Raw genomic sequence first — 23,876 nt, 5'->3', positions numbered from 1 at the left:
GAGCGTTCAGTTCAGTCGAGCCAGTTGAGTTTGGCGTCATCGATGACGACGGAGTTGGAAACGTTGTTGCCAAAGTCTTTGAATCGATCCAGTTGCCAGACAACTTTTTTGGTTGAGGGTTCAATTTCGATGAGGATGGGTTGTCCGGGACCGGCGTGGCAGTTCCCGATCACGTAGTTGCCGTTCTCCAAGATTTGCAAGGTCGTGACCCAGGCCAAGCGGATTCCGGGCAAATCGTTTTGGTGGACTTCCCAAACGATTTCCTTTTCAGGCGTGACCTCGAGGATGCTGTGTCCGTTGCCGGATGCAATCAGTGTGTTGCCGCTTTCCATTCGCAATGCGGCGAACAAGCGGTTGCCGAATGCTTCCGGGCCGTGGCCGCCGGCGGTTTGCTTTCCGAACATTGGCACTTCGTATTCCCAGACCACATCGCCGTCGTGGTTGTATTCGCGAGCTTTGCCGTCGGCTTCGTGAGCGACCAAGTAGTTGCCTGAATCGAGCCGTCGTACCAAGCGAGTGTCGGTGTGGGCGTTGGGATGTTCCACCTGCAGGGCGATCTTGTGGACAATCTCACCTTCGCGATTGACTTCGATCAGTCTTTGGGCACCTGATTCGGCGATCATCAAATTGCCACTGGGCAGTGGTTCGAACGCGTGGATCTCGATTCGTTTGCCCTCGTTGCCACCCTGTTTGCCGCAATCGTAGCTCCAAACCACTTCTTTCTTGCTCGGGTCGATCTCGACCACGGTCGCAGGGCCTTGGCGAGTCAGAATGTGGCCATTGGGCAAAAGATGCAGATCGTGGATGCCTCCCCAGTCCATCTGCCATCCGATCGATCCATCCGGTTCGACGACGACCAAGCCTTTTTTGCCGTGCAGAAGCACGCGGTGCTGGTTGTCCGATTCGTCAGCGGCTGAGACCGTGCTGATCTGCAGCATCAATCCGATGAACGCCAAGACGATGCAGGCGATGGTCGCTCGGCGATGGATGGGTTGCGGCGCCGAGACGGTCGCTGAGGCGGATGAGCCATATCGATTGAAGAATGTCAGATTCATGGGGAATGTGCTTCTGTGGGGAGGGGGATTGGGAAGGGATCTTAGCGATCGCGTCCGATGATAGACGAATGAGAGGTCGGCGAGTCGCTGGATCGACAAATTCGTGCGTTCTGAGCGATGTGTGGCCGGAACGGCCGGTCTGGCAAGAAAGCTGAGGGATCGGGCTGTTTGTCTGCTTCGAGGACGCAATCTTCGTCGATACGAGCAGGTAATCCTGCCGCCGCTGAGCGGTTTTGTGCAGCGATTCGGTCCGTCCTGCCGATCTCTGCCCGAACAGCCGCGTTGCGTGCGCTGCTTTGCTCGGTGATTACGGGGCAGAATCCGGACGCTCGCCCTAGCAGGTCGGAGCACTTTTCGATATGCTCCCACGCTTCGTTTTTCGAAACTCACCATCCAACCAGTGTTGATGCCCTCATGGGAACCAAAATCAAAACTCACAAAGGGACCAAGAAACGGTTCCGTCTGTCTGCCAAAGGCAAGGCAATGCACCGTCAAAGCGGTACTAGCCACTTGGCAAAGGGTTTGAGCAAGAAACGTCGCCGTAATCTGCGTGGAACCACCGCAGTTGCTGAGTGCATGGAACCAACCATTCACGCAGCCCTCAACGGCAACAGCTACTGATCCAACCCGACTATTACTTCTTTTCCACCACGGAATCCAACGGCCACCTGGTTGGGCAGAACATCGGAGATCGAGCGGTCGCGTTGACCTTTCTTTCTGCCGGGGCCTGAATCAGGACGACCCGAAAGATCACCACAGCATTTAGGAATTCAATTCGATGCGTACGACCAAAGGTGCCGCTCGCCGGCAATCCAAGAAGCGTCTTTTCAAACGAGCCAAAGGTTTCCGCGGTGGCCGCGGGAATCTGACGCGTACCGTCAAAGAAACCCTGCTCCGTTCGGGCGCATTCGCATTCCGCGACCGTCGCGTCCGCAAACGCGAATTCCGCAAGCTGTGGATCATTCGGATCAACGCCGCCGTCAAGCAACACGGGTTGCGCTACAGTGAGTTCATCCATGGCTTGAACAAAGCCGGGATTCAACTCGATCGCAAATCGTTGTCGGAAATGGCGATTCATGACGCCGCCGGCTTCAAGCAGGTTTGCGACAAGGTCAAAGAGACTCTGGCAGCTTAAGTCGCCATCATGTCACTCGATCAATTCCTCTCCCGACTGGATCAACTCCAGTCGGACGCTGAATCCGCGTTCACTTCTGCTTCCGATGCGGCAGCGCTCGAGGAAGCTCGTGTGACGTTTTTGGGTGCCAAGAAAGGGCAGCTCAAAGACATTCAGAAAATGCTCGGCGGAATCGAAAAGGCTGACAAGCCTGCCGCCGGTGCGAAGCTGAACGCCGTCAAGTCGGCGATCAACTCTGCTTTCGAAGACGCCCAGCAAAACCTGGCTGGTGGCGACGATTCAGGTGCCGATCCGACTTTCGATCCCACTTTGCCCGGGACTCGCCCATCGCTCGGGCACATTCACCCGATCACCCAAACGATCAGTCACCTGACTGAGATCATGGGGCGGATGGGATTTGAGGTCGCCGAAGGTCCCGAGGTCGAAGACCCCTGGCACAACTTCGTTGCGCTGAACATTCCCGAAGATCATCCCGCTCGTGATCCGCTGGATAACTTTTACTTGGCGACAGCGAAGGATCCCTCGGGCAAGAGTTCGGTCAGTGCTGGTGACGAAGGTTCGCAGTTGCTGCGAAGCCAAACCAGCACCGTTCAAATTCGCGTGATGAAGGAAGTTCAGCCGCCGATCCGAACCATTTCGCTCGGACGTGTTTATCGACCCGATGCACCGGATGCGACGCACTTCCCGATGTTCCATCAGATGGAAGGGTTGCTCGTCGACACCAACGTGACGATGGCCAACTTGAAGACCGTCCTGCGTGTTTTCGCGAACAACTACCTCGGCGAAGACGTTGAAATTCGCTTCCGGCCATCGTTCTTCCCGTTCACCGAACCCAGTGTCGAAGTCGACTTCCTGTGGAACGGAACGTGGATTGAATTTGGTGGCGCCGGGATGATCGATCCCAACGTGTTCGCTGCTGTTGGCTACGACCCTGAAAAGGTCAGCGGATTCGCATTTGGTCTCGGCGTCGAACGCCTGTGCATGCGTCGTCATGGCATCACCGACATTCGCGATTTATACAGCGGCGACTTGCGGTTCTTGAAACAGTTTTGAGCAATCAGAACGTCGTTGACGCGAGCTGGATTTAGCTGCTGTCGACTGACTTTGAAGAAGCAACTCGCGGTCCGAATTCTGGCGAATCCGGCTACCAGTTGTCGCACGTGTGAAAACACGATCGACACGATGCTCTGCGGTTTCTATCAAGATTTTCCCTCCCGACTTCATCTTCTGCCCACTTCGCTCTCATGCTTGTTTCTTGGAAATGGTTGTCGCGATACGTTGACCTGACGCTGCCACACGATGAGTTGGTCGATCGACTCAGTCTGTCTGGGCTGAATCACGAAGGCAGTGAAACCGTCGACGGCGACGTCGTGATCGACTTGGAAGTCACCAGCAATCGCGGTGATTGCCTGGGACACATCGGTGTCGCTCGAGAAATCGCGGCGCTGACCGAGCAGAAGCTGAAGATTCCAGCGATCGAGTATCAAGAGTCCGGGGCGGCGATCGACGAATCGCTTGCGGTCGAGAACAAGATGCCCGAAGCCTGCCCCCGCTACACCGCTCGCGTGATTCGCGGCGTGAAGGTTGGCGACAGCCCTGAGTGGTTGCAGGAGTCGCTGAAGTCCGTTGGCATCGGCGTGGTCAACAACGTCGTCGACGTGACCAATTACGTGATGATGGAATGTGGCCAACCGCTGCACGCGTTTGATCTCGCGAAGGTCGGCGATGGCAAGATCGTCGTTCGCTCAGGAAAAGACAAAGAGCAACTCGAAGCGATTGACCACCGCAATTATGACCTCAACGATTCGACATGCGTGATCGCGGATTCGTCCGATGCATTGGCCGTTGGTGGCGTGATGGGCGGAGCGTCCTCGGAAGTCACCGAAGCGACGACCGATATCGTCTTGGAAGCCGCCGAGTTTGTGCCGTTGTCGGTTCGGCGAACGGCTCGTCGATTGAAGCTGCACAGCCCATCGTCGTTCCGGTTTGAACGTCGCGTGGATCCAGTCGGGATTGATTGGGCCAGTCGCCGAGCGTGCCAGTTGATCACCGAGATCGCTGGCGGATCAGTTGCACCGGGTGTCATCGACACTGCTCCTGAAATTCCAGCCCGCGAGACCGTGTTGCTGCGTCCCAAGCGTGTTGCGGCGCTGTTAGGTTTGGAAATCGAAACCGCGGAACTGGACAAGATCCTGCGTTCACTCGGTTGCGAGGTTTCCGCGTTCGCCGATGGGTTGCAGTGTGTCCCGCCAAGCTGGCGTCACGATTTGACTCGCGAAGTCGACTTGATCGAGGAAGTCGCGCGGATTCACGGTTACGACAAGATTCCTGAAGACTCGCCGATCCCCGTCGCTCCCAGTAGCAAGCGTCGTTTCGACACCGCGATGGAACGCATTCGCGGCGTGTTGACCGCAGCCGGAATCAGCGAAGCGATGACACCCAGCGTGGTCACCGAAAAGCTGGATCAAATGATCTCGCCGTGGACGGAGTTGCCCGCTCTGCAGACTCGCACGTCGATGTTGGAAGGTGCCCGGACGCTGCGACGATCGCTGATTCCAAGTCTGCTGCAAAGCCGCGCCGCGAACTGGGCTTCGGCCAGTTTGATTGCGGACCTGTTTGAGATCGCTCACGTTTACTTGCCCGCGCCCGTGGGAAGCGACAGCGCGTTGTTGCCCGACGAGACCTATCACATTGGTTTGATCGCTGGCGAAGACTTCTTCGCTCTCAAGGGCACCATCGAAACGCTTTGTGATCGCTTGGGTGTTCCAGGTGAGTTGACTGTCGCTCCGGTGCAGCGAGATGGTTTTGCCAAGGGCGGTGCGGTGGAGTTGTCGCTTGTCGGTGGCAAGGAGCCATTGCGTTTGGGCTTCTTGGGATTTGTTGATGACAAGTTGGTCAAGCAATGGAAGTTGACCGGTCGCGTCGTTGCAGCCGAGTTGTCCGCGGACGTGTTGGTCAACCAATCGCGATTGGTGCCGCAGCAGCAAGCGGTCAGTCCGTTCCCGTCGATTCAGCGTGACCTCAATTTGGTGTTGCCTGAGTCAGTGCGTTGGAACGAGTTGGCTGGGTTGGTTCGCAAGGCGGCCAAGGAACGTTTGGCGGATCTGACTTATCGCGAAACGTATCGCAACGAAAAGGTCGACGGCCCCGACAAGAAACGCGTGCTGTTTTCGATGGAATTGCAAAGCCAAACGGAGACACTCAGCGGCGGCGATGCCGATTCGATCATCAACGAGTTGGTCGCGTCTTGCGAAAAACAACTCGAAGCCGTCTTGCTTCGCTAGACAGATCTCCAGTCGTAGGCCAAGCCCCGCCTGGCATGGTGAATGGCCGGTGGGTTCGGAGCTTGAAGGCGTGTTGTTGGTCGCCTCGCTTTGTTCCAAAGCATCGGCTGGATGCCAGGTAATGACCTGGCCTACATCGGTGCTGAATCTCCGCTTGCAATTTTACAATTTAAAATTGTCAATTGAACTTTTTCAATTCCCAGGTCTGAGTCGTGTAAACGTAGGCCAGGCCTCGCCTGGCTCGGTGACTGGCCGGCAGGTTTGGAGCTTGATAGCGGTGCTGCTGGCCGCCTCGCTTTGTTCCAAAGCATCGGCTGGGTGCCAGGTAATGACCTGGCCTACATCGGTGCAAACGCATCAACATCAACTAACCTGCGCCCTCTCTCGCTCGCAAACCAGCCTCTTCATCCAGCGTCACCCTCTTTCAGTCGTTACATTCGATTCAATCCATTTTGGAAGCGAATGAATTGTTGGAAAACCGCTCCGTGGCTTTCTTCGCGGGCTAGGGTTTCAAGCAGCGTTTCGCTGTCGAATTCGGGTGACTTTCAGTTCGGATGCAACGGAAACTTTCCAAAGAGGTAGCAGCGTGTTTTTCTTGGTTGGGTTGATGATGGGAGTTGGCTTCTATGCCGCTCTCAAGGTTCTGGTCGGGTGTTTGTACACCGTGCGACCGGATCAGCGAGCGGTGGTCACGACCTTTGGGGCGGTGAAACGTCTCGGGGCGGGATCCGATGGTCAAGTTCTCTCGGATGACGAACGGGAACGCTATGAGTACCCGCAAGTCGAAGTGATCGGTCCCGGTGGACCCTATTTCAAGCTGCCTTGGCAACGAGTTCACAAGGTCAGCGTCGCGACTCAAACGGTCGATCTGACGTGGGACCCATCGAAGGCTCAAAGCACGATCGAAGCGGTCACCAAAGACAATCTGACCACGGGGGTCAACGGGCAAATTCGCTATCGGATCAGCGAGAACAACCTCTACCCGTATCTGTTTGGCGTGGAGAGCCCGCTGGAGCACGTGATGGGGTATTTCGTCTCCGTGCTACGTGAGCGGATCGCGAACTTTGTCGATCCCAAGGGACAAAGCTTGTTGGCCGATGCCGTCGCGGAAACCGAAGCGATCGCTGGCACAGGCGAAGGCGACATCGAATCCAAGTCGAGTGCTGTTGAGCTTTCCGAAGGTGTTTCGATCAACGATTTGCGTAAAAACTTGCCGCTGTTGAATCAGTACATGGAAGAGCAATGTCGTTCGACGACCGGCCGATATGGCATCGAGCTGGATGCCGCGTTGATCACCGAAATTGATCCACCCGCCGAAGTCGACCGAGCCTTGTCGGCGATCAATAGCACACGCAACCAGGTCGCCGCCGACATCAGCACCGCGCGTGCGGATTCGGAGCAACAGATCACGATGAGTGCTCGTGCGGTCGAGATCGCGACGAACAACGCTCAAGCCGAAGTGGCTCCTTTGCATGAACTGGCTGGGACGTTGATCAGCATCAAGTCCGAAGGCGGATCGGATTGCTTGAAGGCTTACTTGCGAAACTTGCGAGTGCCGTTGTTCAAACGCACCGAACGTATTTATCAAACCGAATCAAAGATTGAAGGGAAAGCATAAGATGGATGTTCTTGGTTTTGTTCCCGGCTTCGTTTTCGGGTTGATGTTGGTTCCGATCTTGCTCGGATTCGCTCGTTTCTTCGGTTTGTATTGCTGCGTCGCTGAGTGCGAGTCGCAGGTGTTCACTTTGTTTGGCAAAGTGTTGGGTGAGATCAAAACGCCCGGTTTGCAATTCCCGCTGGTTCACTTTGGTGCCAAGGCGATGTTGATTCCTTTCTTTGGAAAGAAGTACGTCGTCGACACGGCACTGCGTCAGCACTACTTGCGCAGCCAAATGGTTAACTCGGAAGAAGGCACGCCGATGGGGGTCGGCATCTGGTACGAAATGCAGGTGCAGGATCCGATTGCGTTCCTGTTCACCAATGCAAACCCAGACGGCTCGTTGCAAGCCAACGTGACCAGTTCGACGATCTCGACGCTGAGCAATTTGGAAATGGAAAAGATGCTCGAGGATCGGCACAGCCTTTCCCGAACTGTCCGGCAGGCGGTGTCGCCGCTGTCAGAAAAGTGGGGATATCGGTTGGGTTCGGTCTACATTCGAAAGGTCGCCTTTACCGACCGTCATATGGTCGAGAACATCACCGAAAAGGTCGTCAAGCGATTGGTTCAGGTGACCAGCGCGATGAAGCAAGATGGTGAAAACCGTGTGGGTTTGATCAAGAGTGAGACCGCGCTGAAGGTGTCGAGTAAGATGGCCGAAGCCGCGGCGGCGCGTCCGAGCGTCGTGGGTGAAAAACTGAACGAGATCGCCAAGCGAGACCCTGAAATCCTGGAAGCGGTGCTTCAAGTGATGGAGGCTGAAAACTTGCTTGAGTCGGGTGCTTCGGTCAGTGTTTTGCCGAACTCGGCGAATGTTCTGGTTCAAGCGAGCTGAGCTCGTTCCTTGGCACTGCCCAACAAGTGATTTGAGAAGCGATGCCGTTCACTCCGACTCATGTTGCTGCGGCAATTCCGATCGCGTGGATGGCCAAATGGCGTCTGCCCTTTTCCGCTCTCGCGATCGGGTGCATGGTGCCCGACGCGGGCGTGTTCTTCCCGATGCTGTTCGACTACGAATCGTTTCACAGCATCCGTGGGTTGTTCATCGACTGCGTTCCAGTCGGCGTCACTGCGTACTTTGTCTATCACTTGTTGGTCAAGCAACCGGCGGTGGAGTTGCTGCCGGGGCCGTTGCGGACGCGGGTTCGACCGATCGCGGATCGCCCGGTGTCGGTCGAGTGGCAATCCATTCTGTTGGTTGCCATTTGTGTTTTGGTCGGCGCGTCGACGCACGTGTTCTGGGATTCGTTCACGCATCAACATCGCTGGGGATCGATGATCGCGTTGCCGTTTTTGTCATCCGAAGCGTTCTCGTTGTCCCATCGCAGCGTGCGATGGTATGCGGTGGCCCAACACTTGTCGTCGCTGTTCTTGTTGCCGCCGATGGGCGTGTTCGCTCTGAGGTGGTTGTGGAAACAACCCGAAGGCGGTCCGGAACCCAAGCGAACTCGCATCCCGGATTCGGTCACGTTGTCGGTGATGGCGGCGGCGAGCTTAATGATGTTGGTTCACGCGTCGTGGGTGTACGCCGTTCATTCGGACTACGGCGTCACGTTTGCACTTCGCCAGAGCGTGATGATCTTCGGTGCGTTGATGATTGTGACGCTGGTTGTTTACAGCGTCGTCATGCACACGATCTGGTCGCGAGCGGAAACATCGACACCCGACGGTCAGTCGCCATCATGAGAAAGCCGGTCGCACGATGGTTTGCATCATGCGAGTTGCGTTGGTTATATCAGCATGGAATGAGGTTGGCGGCTTTTCAGCACTGATCCAGCAGCGTCTTGAGAACCCCGCCCGTTGGCAACGGGCCAGTCGAGTTTGCTGTAGGTTGGCCACTCTTGGCCGACATCCTCAACTTGGACGGGCAAGAGTGCCTTTTTGTACCCCACATCTCGAAACACCAAAGATTAGTGTCCGATCAGAGTGGATTAGTGTTCCACCAGAGCGGTCAAGGGAACACTAATCGCCGCTAATCAAACACTAATGATTCCTCGGCAAGGGATGTTTAGCCTTAAACCGCTTGTATTCCCAACGCAAGCGGCTCCCAAAAGATGTGGGGTACAAAAAGGCAAGAGTGCCCATCCTACATGCGTTAGAACCTCGTTGCCGACTCAATCGACAAGCCGCAGCAGGAGGGGCGGAAAGCGAGATTTCCGGGGGAGAGTAAAATACGCCGCTTCCCATTCCCGGCCCCCTCCCTCGCGTACGCCGATTGAAGTTTCGATTTTGCAGTCGGTTTTGTTGGCCAACGGCCATCATCATCGAAGCCAGGGGCATCGCCCCTGGGATCGAGAACGAAGGGGAATTGGTTGGCCAACGGCCAACATCAACCCACGCGTTTTGGGTTGAACTTGGCCGTTGGCCATTCAACGAACAAAAGCAACTTCAAAACGTAGGCCTGAACGGCGTCGCGAGACCTCTCCCGATACTGCGTTTCGGGAGAGGTATGCCGTTCGGAAGCCCGCTGAACAGCGGCACTAAAAAACTCAGGACGTCTCTCGGTGGGGGACCACCGAGAGACAGGTTCTGGGCGAGGGATCAGTCGTTGACGATCAATCGTTTCGCCGTTCGCGCCAGTTCCAGGAACTCGGCTCGGAGTCCGTGTTCGTCATCGCCCTTGGCATCCGTTGCGGTGGCGATCACGTCGTCCATCGTCCAGGTTCCAGCGTGGGTGCTGTTACGAAGTTGCATCCCAAAACCGGCGACCGCGGCAGCGAATTGGAAGTCCGCGTCGGCCTTTTCAAAGGGCTCGCTCTCGTTGACCAGCGGGAAAGTGAGCTTCTCGCTGACGTCGCCTTGCGGGGGTTTGTGACGAATCTTCAGCGTCAGAATTTCATTGGTTGGCCCTTTGGAGCTCAAATCAGCATCGTCCCTGGGTTGATACTTGAGCGGATCGACATCGGGTGAGATGGAATCAGGGAGCTTGCCCACCGGAGCGATCTCGTACAGAGCCGTCACGCGGTGGCCGGCTCCGATTTCACCGGCGTCGACCTTGTCGTCGTTGAAGTCTTCCTTGGCCAAGATCCGGTTCTCGTACCCAATCAATCGGTAAGCCGAGACGACCGCGGGATTGAATTCGACTTGGATCTTCACGTCTTTAGCGACCGTGAACAGCGTGCCGGCGACTTGGTCTGCGAGGACTTTGTTGGCTTCCGCCGTCGTGTCAACGAAGGCGTAGTTGCCCGCACCGGAGTTGGAGATGCGTTCCATCATCGCGTCGTTGTGATTGCCCATGCCGAATCCCAGCACGGTCAGTTCGGTGCCCGATTTGGATTGGCGAGTCGCTTCGGCCACCAATTGATCGGTGCCAGTCATGCCGACGTTGAAGTCGCCATCGCTGCACAGGATCACTCGGTTCACGCCATCCTCGATGAAGTTCTCACGGGCGGTTTGGTAAGCGAGTTGCAAACCGGCACCACCGTTGGTGCTGCCACCGGCCGACAGAGCCGACAGGGCTCGGACGATCTTCTTCTTTTGCTTGACCGGGGTCGAGTCGAGGACCAATCCCGATGATCCTGCGTAGACCACAATTGCCACACGATCTTTCTTGTTCAGTTGGTCGAGCAGCACCTTCATGCCTTCGATGACCAACGGCAGTTTGTTGGGACGCTTCATCGATCCGCTGGTGTCGATCAAGAACACCAAGTTGCAGCGCGGGCGTTCTTTTCGGTCGATGTCTTTGGCTTGGATACCAACTCGGACCAAGCGATTGTTTTCGTTCCAAGGGCAGGAGGCGACAGCCATCGCGGAGGAGAACGGAACGGGATCTTCAGCCGATGGAGGCGTGTACTGGTAATCGAAGTAGTTGATCAGTTCTTCGATGCGGACCGAGTCGGGACGTGGCAGTTGGCCTCGTTGCAGGTAGCTGCGGACTTTCGCGTAGCTGGCGGTATCAACATCGATGGAAAACGTGCTGAGCGAATTATTGGCCACGCGTTGGAATTCGTTCTCTTGGATCGGTTCGAACTTGTCACCGGACATGCCGGGGCCCTGGCCTTCGCCATCTGGCGTGGCTGGCAGGATGGGGATGACACGTATTTCGGGAGCCGAAGCAAGGCGATTCGTCTCAAGGAGCTCGCTCTTAGCCATTCTTTCACGCGAAGCGCCGAAATCGAATTGCTGACGTCCAAGCTGTTCCGGAACGGGAGCCACTGCAAAGTTACCCACCACTGGTTTGCCAGCCGAGGGTTCGCTGAGGGTCGTTGGTGCCTCGTCTTTCGGTGTGGCAAGCGAGGCGGGAGTATTGGCAGCCAATGAGCCGTCTTCGCGAACAAAGCGAGGAGCCGTGTTGCTGTCGGCAGACGCACCGCCCATTCCTCCGCCCATCATGCCCATGCCCATGTCCATCCCTTCCATTGCTGGCCCGGCCATGTCCATGTCCATGCCGCCCATTCCCATCATAGAGTCCATGCCCATTCCTCCCCTGGATGAACTGGTGTTCAAGCCATTCATTGAAGGAGGGGCGGTAAGTTCCGGTGCAATTGGCGCCTCTTCCAATTCGCGAGTTCGCTTGTCGTAGAATGCTTCGGTTTGCGAGTAAAGTTGGCCGGTTACTGACGGTGAGTCGGCTTTGGCGGTAGGGGATACTCCTGAGAGTCGTCCGGCTGACTGCAAGCCGAACGACTCGCCGTCGGCTTCCTTTTCAGCGGGTAGTGATTGCATGGGCAATGATTTGGGAGCGGTGCCGTCGAGCGGCTGGTAAACCATTTCGGCACTTTCAAATGGCGACGCTTCTCTCACCATCGACTCGGTGAGTTCGGGACCGGATTGGTCGGCGGCGTCTATCGAAAATGCGGGGTGTTGGTGAGAAGCCGTCTCGCGAGCGGTATGCACCGCTGGAACTGAAAGTCCCAGGATGATTCCGATCACACTGGCTGCAACGGCCCATTGGACCCATCGAGTCTGGAACCAAGCCGCACCCGCGGCCGATCCGGCGGAAGCCACGTCGTCCTCGGAAGGAACCGTTTCGCTTTCGCGAACGATGCTTTCGACGCGGTTGGATTCCAGTGGTGGGACCGCGGCGGAGTGGAAGAACGACTCGACTTGCTCGGTGACCGCTCGAGCTTCCTCGACGGCGGTGGCGAGTTCTGGGTTGGCGTTCATCTCTTCGGTGAACTGAGCGGCTTCGTTTTCAGGCAGTTCGCCCAGGACGAATGCCGTGACGCGAGGGTCGTCCCACGGAGGAGAAGTGGATGAATTGGACATGATCGATGATCCGATGACGGAAGAATGAATTGGAAGAACTGGTCAGGCTTCAGGTGACGGCCAGACCATCGCGAAGCGACTTGACGGCTTGATGAAGATGAAAGCCAACGTTGCTGACCGTCATGCCGGTGACGTCAGCGATTTCTCGGTAACTCAGTCCAGCCTGCATTCGAAGCTGTATGACTTCGCGTTGTCGGGGCGACAGCGTTTCAATCGAAGCCGCGATTTGCTCGTGGGCCTCGTGGTCTTGGGCCACCGCGTCGGGGCGCGGGGCGGGATCGATGACGGCGACAGCGTCAGGATCCAGTCGGTCAGGGGATCGTTTGCGTTGCATGTCAATCACTCGTGAGCGGCAGACGGTGAACAGCCATGGGGCCAAGCGGTCGAACAAATCGTCCGGCCGTTTGCGACACAATTGCAAAAACGTTTCTTGCACGGCGTCTTGGGCGGCGATGCGATCCGCCAGCATCCCGGTGGCGTAGGCCAACAAAGGACGCTGGAACTGGTCGACGACCTCGGCGATCCACTCGGTATTCCGAGTCCCAGGAGAATCCGGTCCGGACGAATCCGGTTCAGACGCACCTGGATCGACGAGGTCCTCGGCCGCGGAAGTGGAGGCCGGTTGACTCATGGCGGTTCATTGCGAGAGGAGAAAAAGGGAGACGAGTCATGTCGCCTCCGACTACTCAACGAGTGGGGGGCGGATTTCTTAGGAAGTTTGCCCAGAAAAGATTGAGGGTGTTCAGGGGATCGCCATCACTTGGTTGTCTGCCGGTGGAGATTGAAAAAGTTCAATTGACAATTTGAAATTGTAAAATCTTGGTTGGGAGGCCAAAGATTCGGCGTTTTGGCGGCCAGTTGTTGCTGCCGTGCTGATCTACCCGATGTTCGCCCAGAGGGAGTTCTCCGAATTTCAGATTTGCAATCGTCAATTTAATTTTTTCAATCTTCGCCACTGTCGTGTTCCCCAGGCCCCTCAACCCTGAAAAACAGCTCCTCTCGACGATTTGGCGGGGCGACTGCTATGGTGTGCGGTCTCTTTTAGCAGTCTGCATCCCCACCCACCGGCCATTTCGCGGATTTAGTCGTGATATTGATTCTGAAAAACGGCGCGACCGACGATCAGATCGACCATGTGATCCAAAAGGTCGAGTCGATGGGGTTCCAGACGCACCTCAGCCGCGGGACGTTTCGCACGATCATCGGCATGATTGGCGACGAGAGTCTGACCACCGAACAACAGCTCCAATCGATCCCCGGCGTGCAACAAGTCGTTCCCGTTTTGCCACCCTACAAATTGGCCTCCCGAGAAGCTCATCCTGAATCCAGCGTCATCGACGTCTCGGGAGTGAAGATCGGTGGAGGCAACCTGGCCATGATCGCGGGGCCCTGCAGCGTCGAAGATCGCGACCGGATGATGCGAATCGGCGAGAGCGTCGTGAAATCAGGAGCCAACCTGTTTCGCGGGGGAGCCTACAAGCCGCGGACCAGCCCGTACGCATTTCAAGGGCTGGGCGAAGCTGGCCTGAAGATTTTGCGTGAAGTCGGCGATGCGTTTGGCGTGCCGGTTGTGACCGAGATCACCGACCCGCGAAATGTGGAGTTGGTGGCGGAGTACTCGGACATGCTGCAGGTCGGTGCTCGCAACATGCAGAATTTCGTGTTGCTAACCGAGGTCGGCAAAACCGAACGCCCTGTCCTTCTCAAACGTGGGATGGCGGCCACGATCCAAGACCTGCTCATGAGCGCCGAGTACGTGCTCTCTCAAGGCAACCCGAACGTGGTGCTTTGCGAACGTGGCATCAAGAGTTTTGATCCGTCGACTCGCAACCTGTACGACGTTGCCGCGGTGCCGGCTGTCCAAGGTCTGACGCACTTGCCGATCATTGTCGATCCGTCGCACGCGACCGGCCGACCTGATTTGATTCCGCCGTGTGCTATGGCGGGATTGGCGGCGGGTGCGGATGGCGTGCACATCGAAGTCCATGATTGTCCCGAAGAAGCCAAGAGCGACGGGGCACAAGCCTTGTTGCCTGAACAATACAACGAGATCGTCGGGAAGATGGCCGCGATGGCTGACCTGCTCGGCAAAACGATCTCACCCCTTCCGAATTCGAAAACTAACAACACCCCACCAACCGAGGCCCTCGCGTGAGTCGTCGCATCCTGATCGCCGGTAACTGGAAAATGAACATGCGTGCCGACTCCGGCGCGTCGCTTGCCAAGGGTATTGTCGACGCGGTCGGCAAATCGCCCGCTGTCGAAGTCGTTTTGTGCCCACCCTCGGTTTACCTGAGCAGCGTGGCGGATGCCGTCGCCGGAACTCCCGTCGAGTTGGGATCGCAAAACCTATACGCCGCCGAAGACGGTGCCTTCACCGGCGAAGTCAACGCGTCGATGTTGACCGATGTCGGATGCCGATTCGTGATCTTGGGCCACAGCGAACGTCGCCAATTGATGGGCGAAACCGACGCTTGCGTTGCGAAAAAGCTGCACGCTGCCTTCGCCGGTAACTTGGTCCCGATCGTCTGCGTTGGCGAAACGCTTGAGCAACGCGAATCGGGCGACACTGAATCGGTCGTCGAAACGCAAATTCGCGGATCGCTGGAAGGTTTGGACGAAGCTCGTGCGGCCAACATCGTCATCGCTTACGAGCCCGTTTGGGCGATCGGAACCGGCAAAACGGCCAGTAAAGAACAAGCCGAGGCGGTTCACGCTTTCATTCGTGAGCTTTTGGGAAAAATGTTCTCGACCGAAGTCGCCGAACAAATCCGAATTCAGTACGGTGGCAGTGTGAAACCGGGCAACGCAGAAGAGTTGTTGTCCCAACCCAATATCGACGGGGCTCTCGTCGGCGGTGCCAGCTTGAAAGTCGATGATTTCGCTGGAATCATCAAAGCGGCTCCTTCTGCCTGATTCGACCCTGTTTTCGTTCCCACAACCTATCCATTTCAACGGACTGTTCGCCGTGAGTGTCGCTTTCGATTCTTTGCTCCAACCCGCGTCGTTGGTCAATCAACTGATTCCCGCCCTGCCCTTGGCCTCGTTCATGAGCGTGGTTCTGGGTTGGTTGATGGCGTTTTTGTCGGTGTTCTTGATCCTGTTGATCTTGATTCAACGCGGCAAAGGCGGCGGATTGACGGGTGCCTTGGGTGGACCCGGCGGTCAGTCGGCGTTCGGCAGCAAGGCGGGTGACACGTTCACCGCCATCACCGTCGGCACAGCCGCCGTATGGGCTCTGGTTTGTGCATTCGCGATGTACCAGTTGGGTGCTCACGCTCCAGCCGTTGCGGATACGAATGACTCGCAGATTCAGTCCGGGCCTGGTGACGACGTCGAAGACATCACCAGCGGATTGGTTGTGCCAACCGGCACCGACGAAGCTGACACGACCGATTTGGAAGATGCCATTGGTTCGATCGGCGGACTGTCGTCAGGCGATTCGGACGTTGCGGAAACTGAAGCGGCTGTTGAAACAGAGGCCGTCGAGGAAGCTGAAGCCGCAGTGGAAGAAGCTGAGTCGACCGAAGCGGAAACCACCTCGGACGAGGAAGCTCCGTGACGCAGGCGTCCATCAGCACGCAAGCAAACCTCTCTTCACCGCACGGCGGGTCGCCCTACCCTTCGCTGCGCAGCATGACCGGCCAGGGCCGAGGCGAAACGTCCGGTTCGGCTGGCTCGGTCGTCACTGAGATTCGCTCGGTCAACAACCGAGGCCTGAAGATCATCCTTCGCACCAGCGATTCGGTGTCAGAGTTTGAACCGAAGATGGAATCGCTGGTTCGTCAGCATTTGCACCGTGGCAGCGTCACGGTGCAAGTTCGATTCACGCCGCCACCCGGAGCCGACCTGCCCCGGATCAACGCCGATGCGGTGCGATCCTACGCGGAACAATTGGCTCAGGTTGCTGATTCCTTGGCGATGGGCGACGCCGTCACGTCCACTAACATCGATTTGGCTCACCTGATGCAGATGCCGGGTGTGCTGGAATCTCCTTCCGCCGGCGGCCAAAATCGATCGTCCAGCGAACAGGAAACGGCCGCGAAATGGTCGTTGATTCAAGACAGTGTTGAATTGGCGCTGGACCGTTTCAAACAGATGCGATCGGACGAGGCCATCGCGATGGCGGAATCGATTGAGCAAGACATGACGCTCATCCAGACTCGTTGCGAGGAAATCGCCAAGCGAACTCCTCAGGTGGTGGCCCGTTATCAAGAACGGCTTCGCGAACGCATTGAAAAAGCGTTGGCGGAGAATGGTTTGTCGGCGGGCGACCCGGTCGATCTGATTCGCGAAGTCCAGCTTTTTGCAGATCGATCCGACATCAGCGAAGAATTGACCCGCCTGGGAAGTCATTTGAGTCTGATGCGAGGCGTGTTGGTTGGTGAATCTGCAGAAACGGCCTCGAGTGAATCGGGCAGCCGCGGGGAAGCCGTCGGCCGCAAGCTCGATTTCATCATCCAGGAGCTCAATCGCGAAACCAACACGATTGGCAGCAAGGCCGGGGACGCTGAAGTTGCCGAGCATGTGGTCGAGATCAAATGCGCGATCGAACGCATGCGTGAACTCGTTCAGAATTTGGAGTGACCATCGAATGAACGATCCATCCAGCTCATCCGCCTGCGAAACCGCTCATCCGGGCCGTTTGGTCATCATTTCGGGGCCCAGTGGCGCGGGAAAGTCGACGGTCGTCAAGCAATTGATGAAACGTTGCGACGTGCCGCTCCAGCTCAGCGTTTCCGCGACCACTCGCGAGCCACGTCCGGGCGAAAAACACGGCCAGGACTACTTTTTTCTCTCGCATGAAGAGTTTGAAAGACGTCGAAAGTCCGACGACTTTGTCGAATGCAAGCAAGTTTTCAGCCTCGGGCAGTGGTATGGCACCCTGAAGGACCAAGTTGCCACTGGCCTGAACGCCGGGAAATGGGTAATTTTAGAGATTGATGTGCAAGGCGCGATGGCGGTGTTGGATGACCCTCACTACCGCCCCCTGACGATCTTTGTGCATCCAGGCAGCATGGAAGAATTGGAACGACGGTTGCGAAACCGTGGCACCGAATCAGAATCTTCCCTGACTGCTCGACTCGAAACCGCCGCGGCCGAGATGCAATGCTTGAGCCGCTATCAATACGAAATCATCAATGAATCGGTCGACAACGCTGTCACCGAAATTTGCCAGATCTTACTGGATCAAAGGAAAACGACGCCGTGCTCGAAGAACTGAAAGAAGAAGAAATCGTCAACAAGATCGGTGGCCGTTTCAAACTCAGCACCTTGATCCAAAAACGCCTCGTCCAGCTCAACCAGGGCAGCCGAGCGTTGGTCAGCGTGGACACGCACGACAAAATGTCGATCGTGTTGCAAGAGATTGTCCAGGACAAGATCTTCCTGAACATGGAAAACGAAATCGAAACCATCGACGATCTCGATGCCATCGTCGCCGCCAGCGAAGCTCCTGAACTGGATCCGTCGGACCTGTAATGGAACCCAAGACGCGGCGGATTCTGTTGGCGATTGGTGGTGGAATCGCCGCGTATAAAGCGGCCGACCTGTGCAGCAAACTGGCACAGGCCGGTCATCAAGTTCAGGTGGTCACCTCACGGGCGGCCACCGAATTCATTGGCGACGCGACTTTGGCGGCGCTCTCGGGGCGTCCGGTTGTTCACGATGTCTTCGATCCACGATTTCCGCTGGGCAGCCACATTGAGCTGATGCGAGAAATTGATGCCATGGTCGTTGCGCCCGCGACAGCGAATTTGATGGCTCAGTTCGCTCACGGGATGGCTTCGGACTTGATCAGCACGCTGTATCTGCAAAACACCCGCCCCGTGCTTCTAGCACCCGCGATGAGTGACCCGATGTGGAATCACGCCGCGGTGAAACGGAACGTTCAATCGCTCCAGGAAGACGGTTGCCACTTCGTCGGACCCGACGACGGCTGGCTGAGTTGCCGAGTCAAAGGCACCGGTCGAATGAGTGAACCAGTGACGATTTTACAAACACTGGAAACGCTGTTCCGCGGCGATTCATCGGACGCCAAGTAGCGACGCCGCGGATCGTGCGACAATCCGTCGCCGATGAAATCGATTTCAGCGATGTTTTGGTTATGACACGGGGAGTCCGATCTTTGGCACAATTCTTGTTGGGGATTCCGACTACGATTGAACGGTCGTTTCCTTTGGAGCCGATCTTATCTCGACAGTCTTCGATCTCACTGAGGCGGTAACCGTTTCGCCCGATCCGTGCCATGGATCAAAAGTTGCCCTGGAGATTAAGAAATGGGGTCGGTTCAATGATTGTGTCTGGCTTGGGATTGTCCGGGCGATTCGCACCGCGTCTCGCGTTTCACCATCGAGTTATTGAATAGCTTTCATGACGGTCCATGTTTTTGGTCACCGCAATCCTGACACGGATGCGATCTGCAGTGCTTTGGCCTACGCTGATTTCCTTCGCCAAACGACCCGTCCCGATGCGGTAGCGGCGTGTTGTGGTCCACCTAACGAACGGACCGAATTTGCCCTTCGGCAAGCCAAGTTGACGGCGCCCAAGATCATCATGGATGTTCGGCCGGAGCTGGAGGACATCTGCAATCGAGATGTTGTCGTCGCTCGGACGTCAGACGTTTTCTACGAAGTCTACGAACGCATGGACGAGCATGAGCTTCGCTCGATCCCGGTGCTCGATGACAACGACCAGTTGATCGGATTGGTCACTCTGCTTGATCTTCTGGAGTTGGTCTTTCAAGGCGGCGTGGATCCCTATCGATCTCGTGAAGTCCGTACGAACCTGGACAAGGTTGTTTCCGTGTTGGGCGGGTCGTACCAGCACGCGGTGGATTCGGGACTGAATGAGGACATGATTCTGACCGTTGGTGCGATGAGCGCCGGCGGGTTCTGCGAACGCATGAAGCAGTTTCCGGCGGATCGATTGTTGGTCGTCAGTGGCGATCGACCGACGATTCAACTGCCCGCACTCGAGATGGGAGTGCGTGGATTGGTCGTGACGGGCGGCTATGAGCTCTCCAGCGGATTGATGGAACTCGCACGCGGACGCGGTGTGACGGTCATCAACAGTCCGTTTGACACCGCAACGACGACGATGCGGATCAAAGCCGCTCAGTTAATCGAAGAAGTCGTCAATCGAGATTTCTTGGCACTGTCCGCCAAGTTGCCTGTCGCGGCGGCCAAGCAACAAATTTATCGCTCGGCTCAAACTGTGTTCCCTGTCGTCGACAATCAAAAACTGATTGGCGTGCTGAGCAAATCCGACATGGTTCACCCACCTCGTCCTCAATTGGTGTTGGTCGATCACAACGAGATTGGACAAGCGGTGGAAGGTGCGGAAGAGTCCGACATCGTCGAAGTTCTCGATCACCACCGGCTTGGTGGTTCGCTGAAGTCCACCGGTCCGATTCGCTTCATTATGGACCCCGTCGGATCCACGTGCACTTTGGTGGCACGCATGTATCGCCAAGAAGGCTTGGAACCTGAGTCTGGCATCGCGCTTTGCATGGCGTCAGGCATCATCAGTGACACGCTGTATTTGCGATCGCCGACGACGACGGATGTGGACCGCGAACTGCTGACTTGGTTGCAAGGATTCTGCTCCGTGGATCTGGCTGAATACGCCAACGAGTTCTTCGAGATCGGCTCGGCACTTCGTTCCTGCACGCCGGATAAAGTCGTTCGTGAAGACTGCAAGCAATTCGAAGAAAACGGGCGACGGTTCTCGATCTCTCAGATTGAAGAGATCGGGTTGGATCTGTTTTGGGAACGCCAAACCGAGCTCAGCCAAGCGTTGGTCCGATTGTCGGAGCAAGAAAACCTTGAGTTTTCAGCGTTGCTGGTGACTGATATCTCGAGCAACGGAAGTTTGTTGCTGATGAGCAGCGAGCCGGAAGGTTGGGAGGAGATCAATTACCCCCAGCTCGAGGATCGGCTGTATAAATTAGAGAACGTCGTTAGTCGCAAGAAGCAGTTGTTGCCTCTGATTAGCAGCCTGCTAGAGCAATCTCCCGCACCCACGTGAGCCCGTCATGCAGTTCCGCATCGTCCATTTGATCTTGGCGTTGACGTGGGCTGCGATAGTTTTCTCTTTGGTGCGATTAAACCCGGTGTTCTGGGTGGCTCTTGGCCCGGCGACCATTGGACCGCTGGCCGGACGAGCCGCTTCGGGAACCTTGGAAGGCATGGTTCTCGGGTTTCTGTCCACCATGTTCTGGTGCTTTCTCGCATCCATTTTCTCGGGCATGGTATTGATGTCCTTCGCGGTGGCGGTTCACTTGCAAGGTTTGGGCTTGGACACCATGGTCGGGCTCGTTGTTGGCTTGACCTTGTTTTATTCTCTAATCGCTTTGTTTGCCGGGTACATTGGCGGCCGCATCGCAATTTCTTAAGGCCGCCAGTTGCGATCGAGCGGATGACTGGTCCGGCTCTCTACCCAACTTCTCTCTTTGGTAACCAACATGACTCGATGGCCCGGTGTGAAGCTCTTTGATTTGACCGGACGAACCGCGCTCATCACGGGAGGTTCCAAGGGCTTGGGCGAAGCGATGGCGGCGGGGCTCGCATCCGCGGGAGCCAACGTTTGTCTGGTCAGTCGCAATGAACAAGAAGCGTCCGAGGCGGCAAAGAAGATTGCTGACGAATACCCGGTTCAAGCAATCGGCATCGGGGCGGACGTGACCGTCGAAAGCGATGTTGCTGAGATGGTGCAGCAATGCGTCGACCAGTTTTCTCGGTTGGACGTATTGATCAACAGCGCAGGAATCAATGTGCGTGGCTCGATCGACGAGTTGACGTTGGAGCAATTCCGGCAAGTTCAAACCACGAATGTGGAAGGCATGTGGTTGTGCTGTAAACACGCCAGCAAAGTGATGAAGTCCAACGGAGCCGGCCGAATCATCAACCTCGCCAGCACGCTTGGATTGGTTGGCTTGGCAAATCGAACGCCTTATGCATCCAGCAAAGGTGCCGTCGTGCAGATGACTCGCGCGTTGGGCTTGGAACTGGCACCGCACAGCGTCACCGTGAACGCGATTTGTCCGGGACCGTTTCTGACTCCCATGAACGTTCCCATCGCGGACACGGAGGAAGCGAAACGGTTCATCGTCGGAGCGACCGCGCTGGAACGTTGGGCGCAGCTGCAAGAGATCCAAGGGGCGGCGATTTTCCTGGCCAGCGATGCGTCGAGCTACATGACCGGCAGTATGCTGACCGTGGATGGCGGTTGGACGGCACGCTGACCTGGAAAACCGCCGCGTGAGTTTTGAGGTTGGGTTTTTCTTCTAATGGCCAACGGCCAAATTCAATTCAAAACGTTTGGGTTGATGTTGGCCGTTGGCCAACAAAACCGAATGTAAAAGCGCAACTTCAAAACTTGCGTGGCGGGAATCTGGGGAATGCCTCGCTGACGTGTCGGGCTATATTTCGACGGCCTTGGAAGGCCATCGTACGGAACCCCTAGACCGATCTTAGCGGCGGTAGGAGTGGACGCCGACGTCGGTCAGCAAGGTGCCCATTGCTCGGCTGATTCGGACCAACGAGAGGCTGTAGTTGGTTTGGTCAACATGCAATTGACGCTCGGATTGCAACAGCTCCTCGGAAGCGTCGATCAAGAATTCCAATTGGATCTTGCCCGCGTCATAAAGGGCTCGCGAGGAAGCCAGGCGATCTTCTCCTGCCGCGACGCGAGCGAGTGAGTTCTGCAAAGCGGCGTAGCTCGACTGACTGTTGGAGATTGCGTCGTGAATCTCGTAGGTCACGGCGCGCTGTTGCTCTTCCAAGATCGATCGTTCTCGGTGCAGTTGCAGTTTGGCATTCCGCACGGCAGCTTTGGCTTGTCGACGCAGTGGGGCGACTCCCATTTCGACACCAAATTCCCATTCGGTGTGATCGAATGAGAACAAGTCGTCGGCGGCGCTGGCGAACCGTGGTCCTTCGCCAGTCAAGTCGTCTCCGAATCCTCGGACGCGGGTTCGGCCGATCATGTCCAATCGCGGGAGCAGAAAGTTCTTCGCCGCGACGAGTCGCAGATTGTGCTGTTGAACTTGCAGACGTTGGCGACGGAGTTCCGTTCGGTGCTGGAACCCGCTAGCAACACTGTCGTCGATTGCAAATTCAAACGGGGCAGCGGTGAATTGGTCAGCCGGCCGAAGCAATTTGCCATCGGAGATGGGGAGGCCGATCATTCGCCGGAGGGTTCTTTCGGCGTTGCGAATTCCGGTGTCACCTGAACTGCCGCCCAGAGCAAGGTCGGCTTCGCGTTGATAGCGATAGTACTGAGCCCGCGTCTGAGCTTCCTTGTAGGCTTCGCCGCCCATCAATCCCGACTCTTTCTTTGAACGCACCGTTTGCCAAATCTCATACGAGACATCACGTGCTTGACGAATGCTTGCGTAGGAGTGATAGAGTCGCTGAAGCTGCCAATAAGCGGTGTACAGTTCGAGGAAGTAGTCGCGAAGCTGGATTTCGAAGTCGGCCTGACTGATTTGCGAGTTGATCCGAGCGATCCAGATTCCGTTTGAAAAATTCAGTCCCGGTCGTGCGTTGGGGCCCGCGATGAGATTGAATGAACGTCCGGCACCTTGCAGCAATGGTTGCCGAACTCCCAGTTCCAATTGGGTTTCCCAGTAGCTCGGGAACGAGTTGCCTGCTCGGTTGTTGCTGTCGTACAAATGAAGCGATTGCAGGTCCCACTGCGTGCCCCATGTGGTTCGTTTCGTCCAACCGGATTGAAATTGGGCGTAGTCCTGGACCAGCTCTTGGACTTGTCCTCCCAGCGTGGCGTTGTTGAAGACGCGGTCGTTGTTTTGAGAGGTCAGCGAAGCGCTGAGCTGACTGTCGAATTCCGCCAAGGCAGCTTGCGGGCCAAACATCGGATCAGACGCTTGGATGGCGGGATCGTAAGCGGTCGTGACCGAACCCGGTGACTCAAGGACTCGCACGCCGAGCGATCGAATGACGTCGCTGTTCTGCAACGCCAACGTGATCATCTCGGCTTCGGTCAGATCCCAAAACTCCGTTGCTGATTCGTTTCCGCGGGATACTGCATCGGGGAACATCGTGACCGACGAAGACGCCGGCGTGGCAGAACCGTTCGCATTGTTGTTTGGTTTGGTTGAGACCAATTCGATCAGTCGTCGCGTGTCCTGTTTCCCACCAAACGGATCACCAAAGTTGGTGGGGTTTTGGACGACGCAGTCATTGAAAGAGTGTTCACCCCAACCCGAGTGCTCGGTGGATGCAGACGGAATTCCAAGTTGGACCGCGGACGCGAGGTTCGTTCTTTGGTCAGAATCAGCGGGCTGTGCAGACTTTGCTAGAACGTGAGCGGGAGACGGATGACGCGATCGGCAACCCACCAAAGTGCATGCGAGTAAGAGTGCCAGTCCCAATCGTGGCAACACGCGACGCCAGCCATCGCTTTTGCGATGGCCGGCGCGGAGCGGCGAACGACAGCTTTGTAATCGCATACGTGGACAGACGGTTGGGAAACCTACAAACTTGGTGGAGGCACTCGGAATCGAACTCCACCGT

Annotated in this window: 23 protein-coding genes; 17 read left to right on the top strand and 6 right to left on the bottom strand. The window is 56.6% G+C overall.

Annotated elements, in window-relative coordinates; translation table 11 throughout:
• Window positions 1-11 precede the first annotated feature (11 nt).
• Entirely contained in the window at window positions 12-1,055 is a 1,044-nt protein-coding gene (locus tag CEE69_RS07100) for a PQQ-binding-like beta-propeller repeat protein (RefSeq protein WP_099260028.1), read from the bottom strand.
• Window positions 1,056-1,469: 414 nt separating this feature from the next.
• On the opposite strand from CEE69_RS07100, the gene rpmI reads away from it, so the two are divergent.
• The 4 genes from rpmI (at window position 1,470) to pheT (ending at window position 5,474) form a co-directional block, all read left to right on the top strand.
• On the top strand, window positions 1,470-1,676 hold the full coding sequence (gene rpmI / locus CEE69_RS07095; RefSeq protein WP_099260027.1) for a 50S ribosomal protein L35: 207 nt from the start codon (window positions 1,470-1,472) through the stop codon (window positions 1,674-1,676).
• Window positions 1,677-1,833: 157 nt separating this feature from the next.
• Window positions 1,834-2,190 (top strand): 50S ribosomal protein L20, encoded by a 357-nt coding sequence (gene rplT, locus CEE69_RS07090; RefSeq protein ID WP_007332030.1) that lies wholly within the window; start codon window positions 1,834-1,836, stop codon window positions 2,188-2,190.
• 9 nt (window positions 2,191-2,199) lie between these two features.
• Window positions 2,200-3,243: a phenylalanine--tRNA ligase subunit alpha gene (gene pheS / locus CEE69_RS07085; RefSeq protein ID WP_099260026.1), complete on the top strand. Its 1,044-nt coding sequence runs from the start codon at window positions 2,200-2,202 to the stop codon at window positions 3,241-3,243.
• A 191-nt stretch (window positions 3,244-3,434) separates the two neighbouring features.
• Window positions 3,435-5,474, top strand: a complete 2,040-nt coding sequence (gene pheT / locus CEE69_RS07080) for a phenylalanine--tRNA ligase subunit beta (RefSeq protein WP_099260025.1) — start codon at window positions 3,435-3,437, stop codon at window positions 5,472-5,474.
• On the opposite strand, the gene CEE69_RS33090 is transcribed toward pheT, so the two are convergent.
• Window positions 5,419-5,634, bottom strand: a complete 216-nt coding sequence (locus CEE69_RS33090; RefSeq protein ID WP_233214931.1) for a DUF1589 domain-containing protein — start codon at window positions 5,632-5,634, stop codon at window positions 5,419-5,421. The genes pheT and CEE69_RS33090 overlap by 56 nt on opposite strands.
• Window positions 5,635-5,666: 32 nt before the next feature.
• Window positions 5,667-5,804 carry a DUF1589 domain-containing protein gene (locus CEE69_RS33630; protein ID WP_390179965.1) on the bottom strand — a complete coding sequence of 46 codons (138 nt, stop codon included), beginning with the start codon at window positions 5,802-5,804 and terminating at the stop codon, window positions 5,667-5,669.
• 208 nt (window positions 5,805-6,012) lie between these two features.
• Here CEE69_RS33630 and CEE69_RS07065 point away from each other — a divergent pair, with 208 nt between their 5' ends.
• Genes CEE69_RS07065 through CEE69_RS07055 form a run of 3 tightly spaced genes read left to right on the top strand, consistent with a single transcriptional unit; the run spans window position 6,013 to window position 8,817 of the window.
• A complete protein-coding gene (locus tag CEE69_RS07065; protein ID WP_008660581.1) occupies window positions 6,013-7,092 on the top strand; it encodes an SPFH domain-containing protein in 1,080 nt (359 codons plus the stop codon).
• 1 nt (window position 7,093) lies between these two features.
• Entirely contained in the window at window positions 7,094-7,966 is an 873-nt protein-coding gene (locus CEE69_RS07060; RefSeq protein ID WP_008663002.1) for an SPFH domain-containing protein, read from the top strand.
• A 41-nt stretch (window positions 7,967-8,007) separates the two neighbouring features.
• Window positions 8,008-8,817, top strand: coding sequence for a DUF4184 family protein (locus tag CEE69_RS07055; RefSeq protein WP_099260023.1), 810 nt, complete (start codon window positions 8,008-8,010; stop codon window positions 8,815-8,817).
• Window positions 8,818-9,672: 855 nt separating this feature from the next.
• On the opposite strand, the gene CEE69_RS07040 is transcribed toward CEE69_RS07055, so the two are convergent.
• Window positions 9,673-12,339, bottom strand: a complete 2,667-nt coding sequence (locus tag CEE69_RS07040; RefSeq protein WP_099260022.1) for a VWA domain-containing protein — start codon at window positions 12,337-12,339, stop codon at window positions 9,673-9,675.
• 49 nt (window positions 12,340-12,388) lie between these two features.
• A complete protein-coding gene (locus CEE69_RS07035) occupies window positions 12,389-12,970 on the bottom strand; it encodes an RNA polymerase sigma factor (RefSeq protein ID WP_099260021.1) in 582 nt (193 codons plus the stop codon).
• A 456-nt stretch (window positions 12,971-13,426) separates the two neighbouring features.
• Here CEE69_RS07035 and aroF point away from each other — a divergent pair, with 456 nt between their 5' ends.
• The 10 genes from aroF (at window position 13,427) to CEE69_RS06985 (ending at window position 21,583) form a co-directional block, all read left to right on the top strand.
• Complete coding sequence (gene aroF, locus CEE69_RS07030) at window positions 13,427-14,494, top strand: 3-deoxy-7-phosphoheptulonate synthase (RefSeq protein ID WP_099260020.1); 1,068 nt, start codon at window positions 13,427-13,429, stop codon at window positions 14,492-14,494.
• Window positions 14,491-15,255 (top strand): triose-phosphate isomerase, encoded by a 765-nt coding sequence (gene tpiA, locus CEE69_RS07025; protein ID WP_099260019.1) that lies wholly within the window; start codon window positions 14,491-14,493, stop codon window positions 15,253-15,255. Before aroF ends, tpiA begins: the two co-directional genes overlap by 4 nt.
• Before the next feature lie 52 nt (window positions 15,256-15,307).
• Window positions 15,308-15,901 (top strand): preprotein translocase subunit SecG, encoded by a 594-nt coding sequence (gene secG / locus CEE69_RS07020; RefSeq protein ID WP_099260160.1) that lies wholly within the window; start codon window positions 15,308-15,310, stop codon window positions 15,899-15,901.
• Window positions 15,902-15,975: 74 nt separating this feature from the next.
• The gene (locus CEE69_RS07015; RefSeq protein ID WP_099260159.1) at window positions 15,976-16,926 is read left to right on the top strand and encodes a YicC/YloC family endoribonuclease; all 951 of its coding nucleotides are present in this window, start codon (window positions 15,976-15,978) and stop codon (window positions 16,924-16,926) included.
• Window positions 16,927-16,933: 7 nt separating this feature from the next.
• Window positions 16,934-17,563 (top strand): guanylate kinase, encoded by a 630-nt coding sequence (gmk, locus tag CEE69_RS07010; protein ID WP_099260018.1) that lies wholly within the window; start codon window positions 16,934-16,936, stop codon window positions 17,561-17,563.
• On the top strand, window positions 17,548-17,820 hold the full coding sequence (locus tag CEE69_RS07005) for a DNA-directed RNA polymerase subunit omega (RefSeq protein ID WP_099260017.1): 273 nt from the start codon (window positions 17,548-17,550) through the stop codon (window positions 17,818-17,820). The genes gmk and CEE69_RS07005 overlap by 16 nt, the downstream gene beginning before the upstream one ends.
• Window positions 17,820-18,383: a phosphopantothenoylcysteine decarboxylase gene (locus CEE69_RS07000; RefSeq protein ID WP_099260016.1), complete on the top strand. Its 564-nt coding sequence runs from the start codon at window positions 17,820-17,822 to the stop codon at window positions 18,381-18,383. The genes CEE69_RS07005 and CEE69_RS07000 overlap by 1 nt, the downstream gene beginning before the upstream one ends.
• A gap of 328 nt (window positions 18,384-18,711) precedes the next feature.
• Complete coding sequence (locus CEE69_RS06995; protein WP_099260015.1) at window positions 18,712-20,367, top strand: putative manganese-dependent inorganic diphosphatase; 1,656 nt, start codon at window positions 18,712-18,714, stop codon at window positions 20,365-20,367.
• Window positions 20,368-20,374: 7 nt separating this feature from the next.
• Window positions 20,375-20,734, top strand: coding sequence for a hypothetical protein (locus tag CEE69_RS06990; RefSeq protein ID WP_099260014.1), 360 nt, complete (start codon window positions 20,375-20,377; stop codon window positions 20,732-20,734).
• A gap of 69 nt (window positions 20,735-20,803) precedes the next feature.
• A complete protein-coding gene (locus CEE69_RS06985; RefSeq protein WP_099260013.1) occupies window positions 20,804-21,583 on the top strand; it encodes an SDR family NAD(P)-dependent oxidoreductase in 780 nt (259 codons plus the stop codon).
• A gap of 228 nt (window positions 21,584-21,811) precedes the next feature.
• On the opposite strand, the gene CEE69_RS06980 is transcribed toward CEE69_RS06985, so the two are convergent.
• Window positions 21,812-23,812, bottom strand: coding sequence for a TolC family protein (locus CEE69_RS06980; RefSeq protein ID WP_099260012.1), 2,001 nt, complete (start codon window positions 23,810-23,812; stop codon window positions 21,812-21,814).
• Window positions 23,813-23,876 lie beyond the last annotated feature (64 nt).

It is taken from the genome of Rhodopirellula bahusiensis, assembly GCF_002727185.1.
Classification (GTDB): Bacteria; Planctomycetota; Planctomycetia; order Pirellulales; family Pirellulaceae; genus Rhodopirellula; species Rhodopirellula bahusiensis.
Note: the sequence above shows the minus strand (reverse complement) of the source record. Positions and strands in the feature narration are given on the sequence as shown.